Origin of the sequence: Haloactinomyces albus (assembly GCF_031458135.1) — a bacterium.
In the GTDB taxonomy this organism is placed as follows: Bacteria; Actinomycetota; Actinomycetes; order Mycobacteriales; family Pseudonocardiaceae; genus Haloactinomyces; species Haloactinomyces albus.
This window is the reverse complement of sequence record NZ_JAVDXW010000001.1, coordinates 4467985-4486769: the sequence shown is the minus strand read 5'-3', so window position 1 is coordinate 4486769 and position 18785 is coordinate 4467985. Positions and strand designations below refer to the sequence as shown.

Here is an 18785-nt window from a genome sequence, read left to right as displayed (position 1 = left end):
GGCCGTCACCATGAGCGAACGCTATGACGTAATCATCATCGGAGCCGGATTCGCAGGCCTCACAGCCGCACGCGAGCTTCGCAGGCGGGGAGCGTCCGTACTGATCCTCGAAGCCCGGGACCGCATCGGCGGGCGCACTTGGACCACCGAGCGACTCGGCCGCGGTCTGGACTTGGGTGGTACCTGGGTTCACTGGGCACAACCGCACGTGTGGTCGGAGATCACCCGCTACGGTCTGGAGATCTCGCAGACACCGACCGCCGAACACGCCTACTGGTACAGCCGGGGCCGGGTACATCAAGGCAGCCCGGACGAACTGTTCGGCCTGTTCGACCCGGGCATGAAACGCTCGGTCGCCGACACACGCGAGTGGTTCGATCAGCCCTATGCACCACTGCTGCGTGATGACCTCGATGAACTGGACAAGAAGTCGATCAACGACCGCATCGACGAGCTCGACCTACCCCCCGAGGAAGACGAGCTTGTCCGTGCCATGTGGTCGCTGAACTTCAATGCTCCCGCCGAGACCGGCGGGCTCACACAGGCACTTCGCTGGTGCTCGGCTGCCTCGGGAGACTGGCAACTGCTGTTCGAGGCGTGCGCAACGTACAAGATCAAGCACGGCACCAAGGCTCTTGCCCGAGCCATCGCCGAGGACGGCAACGCCGAGATTCAGCTCGGCACGGTCGTCACGACGGTCAAGCACGGCAGCGACGGTGCCCGTGTACGCACCGCATCGGAACAGGAGTTCCTCGCCGACGAGGTCGTGGTCACGCTCCCCCTCAACGTGCTGTCGACGATCGATTTTCAGCCCGGACTGTCCGCGACGAAACAGGCGGCTGCCGAAGAAGGTCAAGCGTCTCAAGGTATGAAGGTGTGGATCCGGGTCCGTGGCGAGCACGATCCGTTCCTCATGTTCGGCCCCTCCGAGCAACCACTCACCTTTTCCCAGGTCGAATACACCGTCGACGGTGACACGCTGCTCGTCGCCTTCGGCCCACAGGCGTCACGCTTGCGTCCGGACGACAAGGACGGTATCGCCGAGGCACTGCACTTGTGGCGGCCCGATCTCGACATCGTCGATGTAGCGGGCCATGACTGGGTGGCCGACCCGTACTCAGGAGAAACCTGGCCGATGCTGCGTCCGGGGCAACTCACCCGATACATGCGTGACCTGCAGCGTCCCGATGGCCGGGTGCACCTTGCCGGAAGTGATTATGGCACCGGCTGGGCCGGCTTTATCGACGGTGCCATCGAGAGCGGCTTGCACGTCGCACGCCGCCTGACGACCGCACACTGAACCATGCGCGGCAGCGTGGCCACTCCGTACGGACATCAGGGCCACGCCGCCCTCATGCCGAATTCGGCTCAATGGCCGAAGCTGCACCCAGCACATCGCCAAGTCGCCGGTCAGCACATTGCCGCGACAGCTCATGGCCCGAAATCCATCGGCATTATCGGCGTGAACGGCTTCGACCAAGGACAAACATCGTCAGCGTTCATTACCACCACCCGGAGAACCTCCTCCTCGGAAGAACCCGAACATGGCAGAAAGCAACCTTGTCGATGAACATAATCGACTACAGAAGTCACTTCGCTGGCACCACGGATTTATGCTGGCCCTTCCTGTCGCATCAGGCCTTTTCATCTCGGTCGGCAATGTGATCGGAGCGGTCGGTACGGTTCCAGCAGTACTTATTTGTGCGACACTGGCCGCCGTCGCTCTACTACAGAACAAGCTCTTCGCTGAAATGGCGGCGATGTTCCCGGAAAAGCCAGGTGGTGTCGCGATGTACGCGTCCGAAGCCTGGAAGCGCTATTTCGCTCCGATCGGCCCGCTGGCAGCGTTCGGTTACTGGTGCGGCTGGGCGCTGGTACTCGCTCTTGTCGGACTCACCATCGGTTCGCTCATCCAGGCTCAGTGGTTTACCGAGGCGACCTGGACGCTGTTCACCGTGGGCGATGTTTCCTTCGGGCTTCCGCACACCATCGCTGTCGCCGCCGTCATCGCGTGTATCGTGCTGAATGTATCGGGAATCCGTGTTGCCGTGCGTTTCAACCAGGTGATCGGCGCGGCCTTCATCGTGGTACTGGCGGCATTGGCGATTGGCCCGTTCGTCACCGGCGGCTGGAACAGTGCGGAACTCACCTCGCACATCGATGGTGGATGGAAAACAATCGTAGTGTGGCTGTACGTGTCCGCTTGGGCCATTTACGGCACCGAATTATGTGCAGCGTTCGCCCCCGAGTACCGGGACACCACGCACGATACGTCACGGGCCCTGACATCCATCGCACTGTTCATGGTCGCCGCATACACCATCGTTCCGCTGGCAGCGACAGGCAAGCTCGGTGAAGCGACCATCACCAACAATCCGACCTCGTATGGAATCCTGGCTGTTCAGGAACTGTTGCCAGGTCTCTCCGGTGTCGTCACCGCAGTGCTGTGTGGTGCTTTGTTCTTGAGCATGATCTCCTCCTCGGCCGACGCCGGCCGTGCACTGTATGGCATTGCCCAGCAGGACATGACCATCAAGCAGTTCGACCAGCTCAACCGCAACGGTGTTCCCAGCAGATCCCTGTGGGTCACGATGGTGGTCAACATTCTGATCGTGGCTTTCGTCGGCGATCCGGTCGCCATTCTGATCGCAAGCAATCTGGGCTATATCCTGGCCATCACCCTTGCCGTCATCGGTTTCCTGCTCCTGCGTAAAGACCGTCCGCATTGGCCACGAGACATCAAGCTGGGACGGAGCTGGATCCCGATCGCTACAGGCGTCGCGCTGTTCAACACCATGCTCCTGGCCGTGGGCATCAGTAATCCCGGTCTGAGCCACCACGGCGGCCCCAAAGAGGTGGCGATCGGTATTGCACTGCTATCGCTGGGCATCGCCTTGTTCGGCTACCGACGAGTTGTCCAGGACCGCGGCTCGCTACGACTCCGAGAGCACACTCCTGCAATGCCCGAAGCTTCCCCGACCGAGAAGGCACATGAGGCATCATGAGCGAGGAAACACCAGTACAGGAGGCTGCGCGCAAATACCGGAGAAACCCACCGAGAAGAGACATTCGGTGACTTGATGCCTACCTCGGGCGAGCTACTCTTCAGCCGGGGATGAGCCGCCACGCAGAGATGAATCCGTTGGCCGATGAGATAACGATACAGCCCTGAGATGAAGGGGAATCTTCGTCATCGCACAAGGCCTTTCCAAACCGAAAGTGGAGGTAATCGATGTCGGTAGCACTGATCAACGGAAAAATATACACGGTCGACACCAAGTTCCCCTGGGCCGAGGCCGTTTTGGTCGAAGAGGGGATTTTCACTGCGGTGGGGTCGACGGAGGAGATCCGGTCCGTATCCCCGGCGGAGGCGGAGATCATCGATCTCGAAGGGCACATGGTCATGCCCGGGCTGCACGATGCGCACATCCATCTCCTGGCGAGCGGATTGAAGTTCCAGTACGAATGTCGGCTCTCCCCGGCTTCCGATCCGGAACAGATCGTGCGTGACCTGACCGAATGCCACTGCTCCGGACCAGCGGCCGAGGGGGAGCAGCCCTGGGTCGTGGGCGGTGAGTTCCTGCCACAGGCTTTCGATGACGGTGAACTCGATCGCCGATTCCTCGACGAGTCGTTTCCGGATCGACCGGTATTTCTCTATGACTACTCGATCCATCATGGACTGGTCAACTCCAAGGCACTCGAGCTGGCCGGGCTGAGCGAGGCGTCACAGGATCCACCGGGCGGCCGACTCATCCGACGCCCCGGTTCCCGGGAACTCACCGGCGAACTCGTCGAGCAAGCGCGGTGGCCCGTCATGCGAGCCATCCCGGACTACCCCGAGTCCACCTACCGCGAGGCGCTCAGGTGGGCAATCGCGACCTGCCACCAATACGGGATCACTTCGGCCCAGGAAGCATCCGCTTCTCCTCAGGCTCTGCATGCCCTCGCCGAGCTCGAGCGGGCCGGTGAACTACATCTGCAAGTCGCGGCCCACTTGCCGTGGCGAGAGGAAGGATTCGGCATGGCCACCGCTGCCGAACTCGACCGCTCCATCGCCGATCGTTCCTCCACCGCCAGCAAGCATGTGCACACCGACTTCGTCAAGATTTGGCTGGACGGTGCTCCACTCCCGCCCCACATGACGCAGGTGGATCTCCATGAGGACGGTACGGTCGACGAGGCCAATCTCCTCGTGCCCGCCGAGCAGCTGCTCGAATTGATTCGCCGGTTCGATGCGGAGGGCCTCTCGGTCAAGATCCACTGTGCCGGGGAGGGGTCGGTCCATGCAGCACTGGACGCCTTCGAGGGCGTCCGAAAGGTCAACGGCGCGAACGGCCCCACCCATGAAATCGCTCACTGCACGTTCATCAACGACGCGGACTACGCACGCTTCCCGCAGCTCAACGTGGTTGCCGAGATGTCGCCGGCGATCTGGCACATCGAGGAGTTCGGGCTGCAGAACGGGTTCAAATTCGGCTCCATTCTGCGGGCCGGGGCAACTATGACGGTCGGTTCCGACTGGATCATCACCGCGAATCCGAACCTCTTTCCCGCCCTGCAAGGCATGTTGCAGCGGGGTGAGGAGGCGGTTGATCTGGCCACCGCCGTCGAGTTGATGACACTCGGTGGCGCCCGAGTCATCGGCCGTGCCAACCGACAGGGGAGCGTGCAAGTCGGTAAGTCCGCCGATCTCATTGTGCTGGACCGCAACATCTTCGAGGTGCCTGCCGACGAGATCGGCGAAACCCGTGTCCTGCGCACCTTGTTCGAGGGAAGGACGGTGTATCGGGAGGAGTCGCCATAGGCAGATCACCGAACGGCTCCACCGGCACGCCCACAGCCAGGAAGGAGATTTCCTCGACATCGACCCTTGACCGATGATTCCAGCGCGGCGGGAGAACAGCTTCACCCGAGGGTGCTCGCAGAGGTGACACCGCTGCGCTTGAGTCCGCTGACGACGAGGCATGTCTCGACGAGTTCCACTCCCGACAGCCACTCGCCCGCGGTGACGAATTCGTAAAGTGCGGCTCGACTCGCCACGGTGATGTCGGCGACGAGTTGGTACTCGCCGGTGATCGCGGCCGCATAGCGAACCAGCGGGGACGTCAACAGGGCCCGGCCGGTCGACTCGACCTCGTCGGGCCTGGTCTTGATCCACAGCAACGCCTCGACAGGAAGCTCCAGAACATCCGGCTGCAGCGCACCGATGACACGTCGGTCGAGTTGGTCGATTCCGCCTTCCTGCGCGATTTCGTTCAACATGCGCCAAGTCTGTAGCTGTTTTCGTCATCTGTCGAGAACCTATTGCCCATAAGAGGCAGTACGTGCAGTCTCTCCGGCGAGTCGGCAGCACCACCACGCACCCCGAGACCCACTGCAGGAAGGCATCCAGTGAGCACGGACATCTGCTACTGCACGGCGACAGAGCTCACCGGGCTCCTCCGGCAACGCCGACTCTCGGCGCGGGAAGTGGTCGAGGCGCATCTCGACCGAATCGAACGGACCAACCCCGCTGTCAATGCGGTGGTCACCCTTGTCGCCGAGCGCGCACTCGAGGAAGCACACGCGGCCGACGAACGTCTTGCTGCGGGGGTCGACGTGGGGCCGCTGCACGGGCTGCCCATCGCGCACAAGGACACGCACGCCACCGCGGATGTCCGCACGACCTTCGGATCACCGCTGTACGCCGACAACATTGCCGACCAGGACGAATTGGTCGTCGAACGGCTGCGGACCGCAGGAGCCATCACGATCGGCAAGACCAACGTCCCGGAGTTCGCCGCCGGATCGCACACCTTCAACTCCCTGTTCGGCACCACCGCCAACCCCTACGACCCGAGCAAATCGGCCGGTGGAAGCAGCGGCGGAGCGGCTGCGGCACTGGCCTGCGGAATGCATCCCGTGGCCGATGGCAGCGACATGGGCGGATCGCTGCGCAACCCGGCTTCCTTCTGCAATGTCGTCGGATTCCGTCCCTCACCGGGACGCGTGCCGAGCTGGCCCACCCAGGCAGCGTGGACGACCATGGGAGTCCAGGGACCGATGGCGCGCACCGTCGAAGACGCGGCCCTGACACTCTCGGTGCTGGCGGGACCCGACAACCGCAGCCCGATCGCACTGGAAGAACCGGGAGCCCGCTTCGCCGACTCCCTCGACCGTGATCTCACCGGACTGCGTGTCGCGTTCTCGACCGATCTCGGCGGCACCGTGCCGGTGGATCCGGCCGTGAGCACCGCGCTGGAACCCGCGGCGAAACATCTCGCCGAGCTGGGCTGCACCGTCGAGCGGGCATGCCCCGACTTCTCCGGTGCGGAGGAAGTTTTTCGAACGCTACGCGCCTGGGAGTTCGACCTCGGTCTGGGCTCACTCCGGGACCACCACGGTGATCGACTCAAGGCGAGCCTGGTGGACAACATCGATACCGGACGCCTGCTCCGCGGCACCGACATCGCGCGTGCGGAACAGCTGCACACCGAGCTGTTCCATCGAATGCGGGTGTTCTTCCAGCAGTACGACATCCTGCTCCTCCCGGTAAGCCAGGTTGCTCCCTTCGACCTCGAACTCGAATACCCCCGATCAGTGGCCGGCGTCCCCTGCGAGTCCTACTTGGACTGGATGCGTTCGTGCTACTTCGTATCCGCCACGGGTTGCCCCGCGCTCTCCGTACCCGCCGGATTCACCCCCGAGGGATTGCCCATCGGTCTGCAGATCGTCGGCCCGCACCGCGGTGACTTCACAGTCCTGCAGGTCGGGCACGCCTTCGAACAGGCCACGAAGCTCACCAACCGACATCCGGACCTCGGTGCATGACCACTGTCCCGGTGGCCACGCGGATCCCACAACCGGTGCCGAGGCTTCGGACCCTGCTCACGGTGACCGCGCTCATCACCGGCCGGGCGATACCGTTTCGGCCATGGATGCCCTGCCCGAGCTGCCCGACCTGCCGGTCCGGTCCGTTCTCGACGAGATCGGCGAGGCGCTGGACCGCAACGGCACCACTGTGCTGATCGCCCCTCCCGGTACCGGCAAGACGAGTCTGGTGCCGTTGGCACTGGCCGAACGAGGGCTGCGCGTGGCGGTGGCCGAGCCACGCAGGCTCGCCACCCGGGCCGCTGCCGCGCGCATGGCCGAGCTTCTCGACGAACGCGTCGGCGACCGTGTCGGCTACGCCGTGCGCGGTGAGCGACGCTCGTCGGCGAACACACGCATCGAGGTGGTCACCTCCGGGCTGCTGGTACGGCGGCTGCAGTCCGATCCCGAGCTCTCCGGGGTGGACGCCGTCATCCTCGACGAGTGCCACGAACGGCATCTGGACGCGGATCTCCTGCTGGCTCTGCTGCTGGACGCGCGTGGCGGGCTGCGGCCGGATCTGCGGGTCCTGGCCACCTCGGCAACGGTGGCCGGTGACCGGCTGGCGAACCTGCTCGGTGAGGAGGCCCCGGCCCCGGTCGTGCACGCGCACGGACGGACTCATCCGGTCACCACCAGCCATCTCGCACCGCTGCGCAAAGAGAGAATCGAAGGCACCGTGGCACGTGCCGTGCGGACCGCGCTGGACGAGCAGCACGGGGACGTGCTCGCGTTCCTGCCCGGCGCCGGGGAGATCGCACGCACTCGCGAACTGCTCGCGGATGTCTCCGGTGTCGATGTACTACCGCTGCACGGACGACTCCCGACCGGCGAGCAGGACATCGCCCTGCACCGGGGAACACGGCGGCGGGTCGTGCTGTCCACCGCGGTCGCCGAGTCCAGCCTCACCGTGCCGGGGGTGCGGACGGTGGTGGATTCCGGGTTGTCCCGCGTATCCCGCGTGGATCACCGGCGCGGATTGTCCGGGCTGGTCACGGTACGCGCTCCGCGGGCGATCGCCGAGCAACGAGCCGGGCGCGCCGGACGTGAGGGACCCGGCCACACCTATCGGTGCTGGCCCGAGCACGAGCACAGCGTGCTCGCCCACTACCCGGAGCCGGAGATCCGCACCGCGGAACTCACCAGGCTCGCCCTGGAACTGGCCTGCTGGGGAACCCCGGATGGCAGCGCATTGCGCTGGTGGGACGCTCCCCCGGCGGGTCCGCTGGCAGCAGGCCAGGAGGTACTGGCAGCATTGGGCGCCCTGGATGCGAACGGGGTGGTCACCGAGCGGGGACGGCGGATGGTCGAGCTCGGGCTGCACCCGCGGTTGGCGCGTGCACTGCTGGACGGCAGCGCGAGCGCCGGTCGCCGCACTGCCGCCGAGGTCGTGGCACTGCTCGACGACGACGGTCTCGCCCAGGACACCGAACTCGCCACGGCTCTGCGAAAACTCCGTGGCAAGGGCTCGGGCTCCCAGCGCTGGCGGCGCGAGGTGCGGCGCCTGGAAGGGATGGTGCCCACCCCGCAGGATCCTCCGGATTCCGGGGATGACGCTCTGGTGGTGGCTCTCGCCCACCCCGAACGGTTGGCCCGCCGCCGTTCACCCCGTTCGCGCGTGTATCTGATGTCCGGAGGGACCGCTGTGGAGCTCCCCCGCTCCGAAGTGCGCGAGGACCCGTCGGGCCTGCCCACGTCCGAGGGACTCGCCGGGTCGGAATGGCTGGCCATCGCGGTCGCCGAGCGCGACCCCAGCCGCGCTCACGGGTTCGTCCGGCTGGCCGCACGCGCCGACCAGCGACTCGCCGAGCAGGCCGCACCGGACCTGCTGTCCACCACCGACGAAATCGACTGGCACGACGGAGACGTCCGTGCGCGCACCGTTCGCCGCCTGGGTTCGATCGTGCTGTCCGACAAAGCACTGGAAACACCGCGGGCGAGCGCGGTACGGGCAGCACTGCTCGAGGGTCTGCGCACCGCGGGACCGAGTCTGCTGCACTGGGACGAAGACGCCAAGCAGCTGCGGCAGCGACTCGCCTTTCTGCACCACGAGTTCGGCGATCCGTGGCCCGCCACCGGCGATGCCGACCTGCTCGCCGCGGCGGAGATATGGCTGGAACCCGAACTGTCCGCCGCGGCCACTCGATCCGACCTGGAACGTCTCGACGCCGGAGAAGCGTTGCGCCGCCTCCTGCCCTGGCCGGAGGCCGGTCGGCTCGACGAGCTCGCCCCGGACCGCATCGAAGTACCCTCCGGTGCCCGAGTGCGGGTCGACTACGGCGGGGAGCAACCGGCCCTGCCGGTGCGGTTGCAGGAGGTTTTCGGCTGGACGAGCGTGCCCACCATCGCCGAGGGCCGCGTTCCGGTGCTGATGCGGCTGCTCGACCCGGCGGGCAGGCCCGCCGCGGTCACCGGTGACCTGGAGTCCTTCTGGAGCAATGGGTACCGGCAGGTCCGCGCCGACCTTCGAGGCCAATACCCGAAGCACGCCTGGCCGGACAATCCGCTGACTGCGTCTCCGAGCCGCCCCGGCCGCAGCGGCTGACCGGCCGGGACGGCGAGGAGCGCACAGCACCGACCTCCGCAACCGCCGAGGAGACCACCACGGCCGTCACTGCGGCTCTTCGAACCGGGCGGTGTCGCCCGCTCCGCGGCGGAGGATCTCGGGCACCTCGGAGGAGAAGTCGATCACCGTGGTGGGTTCGGTGCCGCAGTCGCCGGAATCGACCACCGCGTCCACCACGTGGTCGAGTCGTTCCTTGATCTCCCAGCCCTGGGTCAGTGGCTCGTCCTCATCGGGCAGGAGCAGCGTGCTCGACAGCAGCGGCTCGCCGAGTTCGGCGAGCAGTGCTTGCGCGGTGACGTGGTCGGGAATCCGGACACCGACGGTCTTCTTCTTGGGGTGCAGCAGCCTGCGCGGCACCTCTTTCGTCGCCGGAAGGATGAACGTGTAGCTGCCCGGAGTCGATGCCTTGAGCGCCCGGAAAACCGGGTTGTTGATGTGTACGAGTTGCCCCAACTGCGCGAAATTCTGACACACCAGCGTGAAGTGGTGTCGATTGTCGAGGTCGCGGATCGACCGGATCCGGTCGATCCCGTCCTTGTTGCCCGGTTGACATCCGAGGGCGAAACAGGAGTCCGTCGGATAGGCGATCAGTCCGTCGGCACGGACGATGTCGACCACCCGGCCGATCGCACGCCGCTGCGGGTTCTCCGGATGCACATCGAAATACTTCGCCATGGGCCGAGCCTAGCCGGACCGACACGTCCCACAGCGCGCGCTTCGCTGGTGCCGAGCAAGTGTGCGATTCAGCCCGACGGCCGCTCGTCGAGGACGAACATGGTCTGGGTGCCGAGGACCTCGGGCATCGCCTGCAACTGTTCGAGCACCACGTCTCGCATCACCCGTGCGTCGGTGGCGCGCACGAGCAGCACGGCGTCGTACTCGCCTGCGATCATCGCTGCCTGTTCGATCCCGGGAACGCTCTCCAGTCCCTCGGCGAACCCGTGCCAGGAGCGCTGCCGGAGTTTCACGGCAATGTAGGCGGCGATGGTGAAGCCCAGGCGTTCCGGATGGACCACGGCCTGAAAACCGACGATCACGCCCTCGTCTTGCAACCGCTGCAGGCGCGTGTACGCGTTCGCCCGGGAGATGTGCAGGTCTTCGGCGAGCTTGCGCATCGACATCCGCCCATCGGCTTGCAGCAGTTCCACGATCTTGCGGTCGGTGTCGTCGAGCCGGACGGCCATGTGTCCAGCGCCGGGAACCTCATTACCCCAATTTTTCGACAATCGGTCCTCTTTTCGCGGCGATTGGGCACCATTCGTCTCGATATTCGAGCTGAATCTGGACGATTGACTCCACATTAACCGAACATTCGGTCATGACCGCGACTGAGTTGAATCCGCAGCAACTGCTGCCGGGCGGTACACCGATCCGGCTGGTCGACGAGTCCGGCACTCCGGTGGAGGGTGCGGGATTCGGGCTGCCCACCTCCGATGTGCTGCTCGGGTTGCACCGGAGCATGGTGATCGGGCGACGGTTCGACCGCCAGGCCACCGCGCTGACCAAGCAGGGCCGGTTGGCCGTGTACCCGTCCTCGTCGGGCCAGGAGGCGTGCCAAGTCGGCGCCGTGCACGCGGTGGGATCCCGCGACTGGTTGTTTCCCACCTACCGCGACAGCGTCGCACTGGTGACGCACGGCGTGCCGCCGGTGGAGGTCCTGGAGCTGCTGCGCGGCGGCAGGCACTGTGGGTACGACCCGTATCGGTACCGTGCGGGACCGCAGTGCACGCCGCTTGCCACCAACGCGCTGCATGCCGTCGGGTTGGCACACGCCGCCCGCCTGCGCGGAGACGATGCCGCGGCACTGGTGTTCGTCGGCGATGGGGCGACCAGCGAGGGCGACGCGCACGAAGCGTTCAACTTCGCCGCGGTCTGGGGCGCGCCGGTGGTGTTCTTCGTGCAGAACAACCAGTGGGCGATCAGTGTGCCGCTGGCCAAGCAGAGCAAGGCACCGACCCTGGCGCACAAGGCCGTCGGCTACGGCATGCCCGGCCACCACGTGGACGGCAACGACGCGGCCGCGGTGTACGCCGTGACCGCGCGAGCGCTCTCCGAGGCCCGCGCCGGAAACGGTCCCTCCCTTGTAGAGGGAACGACCTACCGCATGGACGCGCACACCAACGCCGACGACGCGACTCGCTACCGCCCCGGCGACGAGGTGCGAGCCTGGCACGAGCGCGACCCACTGGACCGTCTCACCGCGCTGCTGCGCGAGTCCGGTCTGCTCGACGAGACATCCACCGCGGCAGTGGACGAGGAGGCCGAAGGCCTCGCCGCAGACGTGCGCGCCCAGCTCGGCACCGATGTGCACATCGACCCGGACGAGTTGTTCGCGCACGTCTACGCCGAACCGACCGCCGGACTGCGGGAGCAGGCGAACCTGCTCGCCGAGGAACTGGCATCCGAGCAGAAGGAGGTCTGAGGTGGATCAGGTGACCATGGCGCAGGCGCTCAACGCCGCACTGCGCGACTCGCTGCGTGCCGACCCGGACGTGCTCGTCTTCGGTGAGGACGTGGGCGCGCTGGGCGGAGTCTTCCGGATCACCGATGGCCTGGCCGCCGAGTTCGGTGAGCAGCGCTGCTTCGACTCCCCGCTGGCCGAGGCCGGGATCGTCGGCACCGCGGTCGGCATGGCCATGTACGGCCTGCGGCCCGTGGTCGAGATGCAGTTCGACGCATTCGCCTACCCCGCCTTCGAGCAGATCACCTCGCATGTGGCAAAACTGCGCAACCGCACGCGCGGGAAGATCGAGTTACCGATGGTGATTCGGATTCCCTATGGCGGCGGGATCGGCGGTGTGGAGCACCACAGCGATTCCTCCGAGGCCTACTACACCCACACGCCCGGCCTGACCGTGGTGAGCCCGGCTACCCCCGCCGACGGCTACTCGATGCTGCAGGAGGCGATCACCGCTTCCGATCCGGTGGTGTTCCTCGAACCGAAGCGGCGGTACTGGACCAAGGCCGAGGTGGAGCTGCCCGCGGTCACCGAACCGATGCGCCGGGCCGTCGTCCGCCGTGCGGGTACCGACGTGACGCTGCTGGCCTACGGGCCGATGGTGACCACCGCCATGGAGGCCGCGGAGGCCGCACGCGCCGAGGAGGGCCGGGAGGTCGAGGTCGTCGACCTGCGCTCGCTGAGCCCCCTCGATGCCGACACGGTCTGCGCCTCCGTCCGCAAGACCGGCCGTGCCGTCGTCGTGCACGAAGCCCCCGTGTTCGGCGGCTACGGCGCTGAGGTCGCCGCGACCATCAGCCAACGATGCTTCCATTACCTGGAAGCCCCCGTGGCGCGGGTCGGCGGCTTCGACATCCCCTACCCCTCGCCGAAGCTGGAGGAGCACCACTTGCCGCACACCGGCCGGGTCCTGGACGCGATCGCAGACCTGCAGTGGGAGGAGGACCGGTGAGCACGCACGAGTTCCGGCTGCCCGATCTCGGTGAGGGACTCACCGAGGCCGAGATCGTGCAGTGGCTGGTCGAAGTCGGTCACACCGTCGGGGTGGACCAGCCGGTGGTCGAGGTGGAAACCGCCAAGGCGTCGGTGGAGGTGCCCACCCCGCACGCCGGCGTGATCACCGCTCTGCACGGCGCCGTCGGGGAGGTCGTCGCGGTGGGGACACCGTTGATCTCCGTCGGCGGCAGTGCCGACGAAACGACGGATGCGGCGTTCGACGAACCCGGCGTGGCGACACCGGAAACCGGCTCGGGCAACGTGCTCGTCGGCTACGGCACCGCCGGGGATCAGGGGCGACACGGTCGCCGACGGAGGGGAAAGCGGGCACCGGCCGCGGCGCCGGAGCCCGAGCGGACACCGCCTCCCCGGCCTGCTGTGATCTCGCCCGTGGTGCGCAAGTTGGCCCGCGACAACGGCATCGACCCGGCCACCCTGACCGGGTCCGGCCGTGACGGGCTCATCCTGCGCTCGGATGTGCAGGCCGCGATCAACGCAGCCACTTCGCCGTCGCCCCTTCCCGCGGACGGCGACGGGACCGGACGCATCCCCCTGACCGGTGTTCGCGGGGCGATCGCCGAGCGGCTCTCGCGCTCTCGGCGGGAGATTCCCGAAGCCACGGTCTGGGTCGATGTCGACGCCACCGAGCTGTTGCGCCTCCGCGCGGAGATCAACGCGACCGACTCGCAGCAGCCCGTGAGCGTGCTCGCCCTGCTTGCCCGGTTCTGCGTACTCGGCCTGCAGCGCTACCCCACGCTGAACTCCGCTGTGGACACCGAGCGTTCCGAGATCCTCGTGCACCCGAATGTGCATCTCGGTGTCGCCGCGCAGACCCCGCGCGGGCTGCTCGTGCCGGTGATTCGCGACGCGGGCAGGCACAGCAGCAGGCAGCTTTCGGCGGAACTGACCAGGATGACCACCGCCGCACGCGAGGAAGCGCTGGCACCGTCGGATCTGACCGGCAGCACGTTCACGGTCAACAACTACGGCGTGTTCGGCGTGGACGGATCCGCGGCGATCATCAATCACCCGGAGGCCGCCATTCTGGGCATGGGCCGGATCATGGACCGACCGTGGGCGGTCGAGGGTGAGCTCACCATCCGCAAGCTCACCCAACTCACCCTCGCCTTCGACCATCGGGTGTGCAACGGCGAGACCGCGGGCGGTTTCCTGCGCTTCGTTGCCGACTGCGTCGAGCGGCCTGCGGCTCTACTGGGCGATCTGTGACCGGAGCTGCCGGGCAGTTCTCCGCCTGATCGAGGAGAGTCGTGGGCGAGGGACTATCTTCGTTGCCATGGCGGAGGACGAGTCGGTGACCTCGGTGACGGGTGTCGGCGTGCTGGATCGGGCGGTGGCGATCCTCGACACGGTCGAGCGCACGCCGATGGGTTCGAGTGAGCTGGCTCGTCACTTGGGGCTGGCGGTTCCGACCACGCATCGGCTGGTCGCTGCGATGGTCGAGCACGGGCTGCTGCGCCGCGACGGCGACGGCCGCCACCACACCGGCTGGCGTTTCGCCTCCTCCGCGCTGGTCGCTGCCGCAGGCCCCGTCATGGAGGACCTGCGGCGCGAGACCGGGGAGAGCGCCCAGGTCTGGGTTCGGCGCGGTGAGCAGCGACTGTGCCTGGTCAGCGTCGAGTCCGAGGCGGAGCTGCGCGCTTCGCTGCCGGTCGGCTCGGTGCTGTCGCTGACAGCGGGCGGATCGGCCGCGCGCGTGCTCACCGGGGCCGACCCGCTCGATCCCGACCACCCTGACCGCCGGTGGTTCGAAAGCGTTTCCCAGCGCACCCCGGGCCTGTGCTCGGTGAGCGCTGCCGTGCGGCTGCACGGTGAGGTGGTGGCCGCGGTGGGGGTGTCCGCACCGGTGTCCCGCGTGCAGACCGAAGGACCGGGGCACCAGTTCGGCGATGCCGTCGTCGCCGCCGCCGAACGCATCGAGACGGTTCTCCAGGCCGGCTGATCAACGTGCTGAATCGGCTTTGCCGAATGGCTTTTCTGAATCGATCTAGGGATCTGCATCACTCTTGATCTTGCACACCCCCTTGTGCCCGATGGGCGGCGAACCTACTCTTCTTCTCGTTAAATGAGCACCAATTATCATTATTTGATAAAAGGATGGTCGACTATGACCGAGGAGACCGAGGAAGGTCCACCTCCGCTCGCCGGTATTCGGGTACTCGAACTCGGCAATTTCATCGCGGCACCGTTCGCCACCCGGATCTTCGCCGATTTCGGCGCGGAGGTCGTCAAGATCGAGCGGCCCGGCACCGGAGATGAGCTGCGCGGGTGGCGGCGCAGCCGCGGTGACACCTCGATGATGTTTCGCACCATTGCCCGCAACAAACACTCGGTGACCGTGGACCTGCACACGGAGCAGGGCCGCACCATCGCCCTGGATCTGGCCCGGCACTGCGACGTGGTGGTAGAGAACTTCCGTCCCGGCACCCTGGAGCGCTGGGGTCTCGGACCCGAGGAACTCACCGCCGCGAACCCGGACATCGTGCTGGTCCGCATCTCGGGATACGGCCAGACCGGCCCGTACAAGGACCGTGCCGGTTTCGGTGGCGTGGCCGAGGCCTTCGGCGGGCTTCGACAGGTGACCGGCCATGCCGACCGCGAACCGGTGCGCCCGGCCGCCCCTATCGGCGACACCTTCGCCGGGCTCTACGGCACCATCGGAGCACTGATGATGCTGCTCGCGAAGGCGCGCGGCCACGAGCACCAAGGCCCGCGAGTCGCTGACGTCGCCCTGTACGAGTCGGTGTTCATGGCCATGGAGTCACTGATCCCCGACTACGACGCCTACGGCGTGGTCCGCGAGCGCACCGCCGGGAATCTGCCCGGTGTCGTCCCGAGCGGGGTGTATCCCACCAGCGACGGCCGGTCGGTGGTGATCGCGGGTAATTCCAGCGGCGTGTTCGGCAGACTCATGACCGCCATCGGACGCGCGGACCTCGGCGACGATCCCGAGCTGACCAACGGGGACGCCCGTGATGCCCGCGAGCCCGAACTCAACGGCGCCATCTCCGCATGGACCTCCCAGCGCACCGGCACGGAAGCCGTCGAGCTGCTCAGCGCCGCCGGCGTTCCGGCCGGGCCGGTCCACGACGCCCGCGCGATCGCCGAGGACGAGCACTACCGGGCCCGCGACATGCTCCGCCCGCTCAAGATCGCCGTCGACAGCGAACCGGAAGAGGTGCGCTTCCCCGGCATCGTTCCGCGGCTGCCCGGCACACCCGGCGAGCTCCGATGGGCAGGCCCCGAACTCGGCACCCACACCGAGGACGTCCTCGGCGGCCTGCTCGGCTACACCGCCGAACAACTCGGCGAGCTGCGCAACCGGAAGGTGATCTGAGATGGACCAAACCGCCGTCATCCTCACCGACGTGGTGCTGCGCGATGGCCTGCAGGACGAACCCGTCGTGGTATCGGTCCACGACCGCCTCGCCCTCGCCGGGGCACTGGCTGCGGCCGGTCTCCGTTCGATCGAAGCGGCCTCCTTCGTCAACCCGAACCGGGTCCCGCAGATGTCGGGCGCCGAAGAACTCGTTGCCGCCCTGCCGCACAAAGACTCGGTGCGCTACAGCGCGCTGGCACTCAACGCCCGTGGCATCGCCCGCGCCGCCGCGGCCGGAGCCGAGGAAATCACTGTGGTCACCTCGGCCAGCCAGGGACACAGCCAGGCCAACTCCGGACGCAGCGTTGACGACGCCCTCGCCGACGTTGCCGATGTGGTCGCCGAGTACCCGTCGGTGACCTTCGCCGCCGGTATCGCCACCGCGTTCGTCTGTCCCTTCGACGGTGAGATCGCCCCCGAGGCCCTGCTTCCGCTGACCCGCCGCTTCACCGAGCTCGGCGTGACCCGGATCGGCCTGGCCGACACGATCGGCACCGCCGCTCCGGAGCAGGTCGTGCGTACCCTCGACGTACTGCGGTCGACTCACCCGGACACCGAATTCTCCCTGCACCTGCACAATGCCCACGGCCAGGCCCTGCGCACGGTCGACGCCGCACTCGAGCTGGGCATCACACGATTCGACAGCGCCGCGGGCGGCTACGGGGGCTGCCCCTTCGCCCCCGGCGCGCACGGCAACATCGCCACCGAGGACCTGGTGGCCCACCTGCACTCCCGTGGCATTCCCACCGGGATCGACGAGAGTGCGCTTGCAGACGCGATCACCCTGGTGAAGCAGGCTCTCACCCGCGCCCGGACGTTGACCTGACCGACCGTCAGCAGTCCGTCCGGCATGCGCGGATCTCTTCTCGAAATCGGCTCTTGAATCATCAATGAAGCCACCTATTGCTCAAGGACGCGCTATGGTCACTTCCGATTCGAATCGCACCCAGAGCCAATCCACCACGGTCCAACCACCGCACCCACCCGCAGACACCCACGGATCGAGCCGAATCGGCACCATCGCGGGACTACCCGGCCCACTGTTCCTGACGGCCCTCGCGATCGTCCTCGCCGGCGCGCTCACGGACAACCTGGCAGTGCCCATGGTCGCAGGCTTCGCCACGGCGATGCTCCTCGGCGGACTGCTGATGTGGCTGGGCAATCTGCTTCCGGTGATCCGGGACTTCGGCCTGCCGACCATCCTGTGCACCTTCGTCCCGGCCGTGCTGGTCTTTTTGCAGGTTCTGCCCCAATCCGTGATCGACGTGGTCACAACCTTCACCACCGAGGCCGGTTTCCTCGACTTCTTCGTCGTCTCCCTGATCACCGGGAGCGTGCTGGGTATGCCGCGGCAACTGTTGCTCAAAGCCGGTCCCAGATTCGTACTCCCACTGCTCGGCTGTATCAGCCTAGCGCTCTTCAGCACCGGAGCGCTCGGCGCACTCATCGGATTCGGCTTCCGCGAAGCCCTGCTCTACATCGCCGCCCCCACCATGGGCGGTGGAATCGGGATCGGCGCCATTCCCATGTCGGAAATGTATGCCGAACAATTCGGCGGAACCCCCGGAAATTACCTGGCCGGTCTGATGTCTGCCGTCGTGCTGGCCAACATCTTCTGCATCCTCATCGCAGGTCTCTACAACGGCCTCGGCAAACGGCGACAGCTCTTCGCGGGCTTCAACGGCCACGGTCAACTACTTCGTTTCACCGGAGACAAAGACCTCGAAGTCCCCCAGAAGCACAGCACCGGAGACTTCGCAGCACTGGCCCAAGGACTGATCATAGCCTGCGTCCTGTTCGTCGCCGGAAACCTCCTCGGCGACCTCGTTCCCGGAATCCACGAATTCGCGTGGACGATCATCCTGGCAGCATTGATCAAAATATTCAGGTTGCTGCCCACGCGACTCGAGGAGGCCGCCTCCTCCTGGAACGACCTGGCAACCACCGCATGGCTCCCCACCCTACTCGTCGGCGTCAGCATTTCCTACATCAAGATCGGAGAAGTCCTCACGGCTCTGCGCGACCCCTTGTTCCTGCTCCTGACCGCCAGTGCCGTGCTGATCTCGGGTGTGGTCGCCGGTCTGCTCGGGTGGTTGCTCAAGATGAACTTCGTCGAAGCCTCCATCACACCCGGACTGGCCATGGCCGACACCGGCGGCAGCGGTGACGTCTCCGTGCTCAGCGCCGCCGATCGGCTACACCTGATGCCCTTCGCGCAGCTGAGCACCCGCCTCGGCGGGGTGGTCACCCTCCTGCTGGCCTCACTGCTGGTTCCCATCCTGTGACCAGCACCCCGTCCTCGTGGGAACCCCGCACCGCGGAGGTTCCCACGAGGACGGGGTGCCTTACCGAAGACAGGGACCGGCAATCGCTCCCTGAAGGCCCTGCGCCACCATGGCCGCCACCAGGACTTTCCTGCGGCCGACCCGGTCACCAGGAGTGTCCGAAAAGGACTCCGTCGATCAGGCGCGGCACGCCCCTCCGGGATTTCGATCGACCTCGAAATACCGAGGCAG

General features: G+C 66.5%; 15 protein-coding genes. 12 read left to right on the top strand and 3 right to left on the bottom strand.

Features of this window, described 5'->3' with window-relative positions; translation table 11 throughout:
• Nucleotides 1–10 precede the first annotated feature (10 nt).
• From JOF55_RS21135 to JOF55_RS21125, 3 genes are all read left to right on the top strand, one after another.
• Nucleotides 11–1300 (top strand): flavin monoamine oxidase family protein, encoded by a 1290-nt coding sequence (locus tag JOF55_RS21135; protein ID WP_310277240.1) that lies wholly within the window; start codon nt 11–13, stop codon nt 1298–1300.
• A 244-nt stretch (nt 1301–1544) separates the two neighbouring features.
• Nucleotides 1545–3005, top strand: coding sequence for an APC family permease (locus tag JOF55_RS21130; RefSeq protein WP_310277237.1), 1461 nt, complete (start codon nt 1545–1547; stop codon nt 3003–3005).
• 227 nt (nt 3006–3232) lie between these two features.
• Entirely contained in the window at nt 3233–4807 is a 1575-nt protein-coding gene (locus JOF55_RS21125; protein WP_310277235.1) for an amidohydrolase, read from the top strand.
• Nucleotides 4808–4908: 101 nt separating this feature from the next.
• On the opposite strand, the gene JOF55_RS21120 is transcribed toward JOF55_RS21125, so the two are convergent.
• Nucleotides 4909–5265: an Lrp/AsnC ligand binding domain-containing protein gene (locus tag JOF55_RS21120; RefSeq protein ID WP_310277231.1), complete on the bottom strand. Its 357-nt coding sequence runs from the start codon at nt 5263–5265 to the stop codon at nt 4909–4911.
• Nucleotides 5266–5394: 129 nt separating this feature from the next.
• On the opposite strand from JOF55_RS21120, the gene JOF55_RS21115 reads away from it, so the two are divergent.
• Nucleotides 5395–6813: an amidase gene (locus JOF55_RS21115; protein WP_310277228.1), complete on the top strand. Its 1419-nt coding sequence runs from the start codon at nt 5395–5397 to the stop codon at nt 6811–6813.
• Nucleotides 6814–6916: 103 nt separating this feature from the next.
• Nucleotides 6917–9397: an ATP-dependent helicase HrpB gene (gene hrpB / locus JOF55_RS21110; RefSeq protein ID WP_310277225.1), complete on the top strand. Its 2481-nt coding sequence runs from the start codon at nt 6917–6919 to the stop codon at nt 9395–9397.
• A gap of 66 nt (nt 9398–9463) precedes the next feature.
• Here hrpB and JOF55_RS21105 read toward each other — a convergent pair whose 3' ends face one another.
• A complete protein-coding gene (locus JOF55_RS21105) occupies nt 9464–10093 on the bottom strand; it encodes an L-threonylcarbamoyladenylate synthase (protein ID WP_310277222.1) in 630 nt (209 codons plus the stop codon).
• A 68-nt stretch (nt 10094–10161) separates the two neighbouring features.
• Complete coding sequence (locus tag JOF55_RS21100; protein ID WP_310277219.1) at nt 10162–10602, bottom strand: Lrp/AsnC family transcriptional regulator; 441 nt, start codon at nt 10600–10602, stop codon at nt 10162–10164.
• Nucleotides 10603–10736: 134 nt separating this feature from the next.
• Here JOF55_RS21100 and JOF55_RS21095 point away from each other — a divergent pair, with 134 nt between their 5' ends.
• The 7 genes from JOF55_RS21095 (at nt 10737) to JOF55_RS21065 (ending at nt 18554) form a co-directional block, all read left to right on the top strand.
• Nucleotides 10737–11840, top strand: coding sequence for a thiamine pyrophosphate-dependent dehydrogenase E1 component subunit alpha (locus JOF55_RS21095; protein ID WP_310277216.1), 1104 nt, complete (start codon nt 10737–10739; stop codon nt 11838–11840).
• A 16-nt stretch (nt 11841–11856) separates the two neighbouring features.
• Nucleotides 11857–12828: an alpha-ketoacid dehydrogenase subunit beta gene (locus tag JOF55_RS21090; RefSeq protein WP_374727573.1), complete on the top strand. Its 972-nt coding sequence runs from the start codon at nt 11857–11859 to the stop codon at nt 12826–12828.
• The gene (locus JOF55_RS21085) at nt 12825–14099 is read left to right on the top strand and encodes a dihydrolipoamide acetyltransferase family protein (RefSeq protein WP_310277210.1); all 1275 of its coding nucleotides are present in this window, start codon (nt 12825–12827) and stop codon (nt 14097–14099) included. The genes JOF55_RS21090 and JOF55_RS21085 overlap by 4 nt, the downstream gene beginning before the upstream one ends.
• 67 nt (nt 14100–14166) lie before the next feature.
• Nucleotides 14167–14832, top strand: coding sequence for an IclR family transcriptional regulator (locus tag JOF55_RS21080; protein WP_310277207.1), 666 nt, complete (start codon nt 14167–14169; stop codon nt 14830–14832).
• A gap of 165 nt (nt 14833–14997) precedes the next feature.
• Nucleotides 14998–16227, top strand: a complete 1230-nt coding sequence (locus JOF55_RS21075) for a CaiB/BaiF CoA transferase family protein (protein ID WP_310277204.1) — start codon at nt 14998–15000, stop codon at nt 16225–16227.
• A gap of 1 nt (nt 16228) precedes the next feature.
• Nucleotides 16229–17095 carry a hydroxymethylglutaryl-CoA lyase gene (locus tag JOF55_RS21070; protein WP_310277201.1) on the top strand — a complete coding sequence of 289 codons (867 nt, stop codon included), beginning with the start codon at nt 16229–16231 and terminating at the stop codon, nt 17093–17095.
• A 94-nt stretch (nt 17096–17189) separates the two neighbouring features.
• Nucleotides 17190–18554, top strand: a complete 1365-nt coding sequence (locus tag JOF55_RS21065) for a 2-hydroxycarboxylate transporter family protein (RefSeq protein ID WP_310277198.1) — start codon at nt 17190–17192, stop codon at nt 18552–18554.
• The last annotated feature ends 231 nt before the right edge of the window (nt 18555–18785 follow it).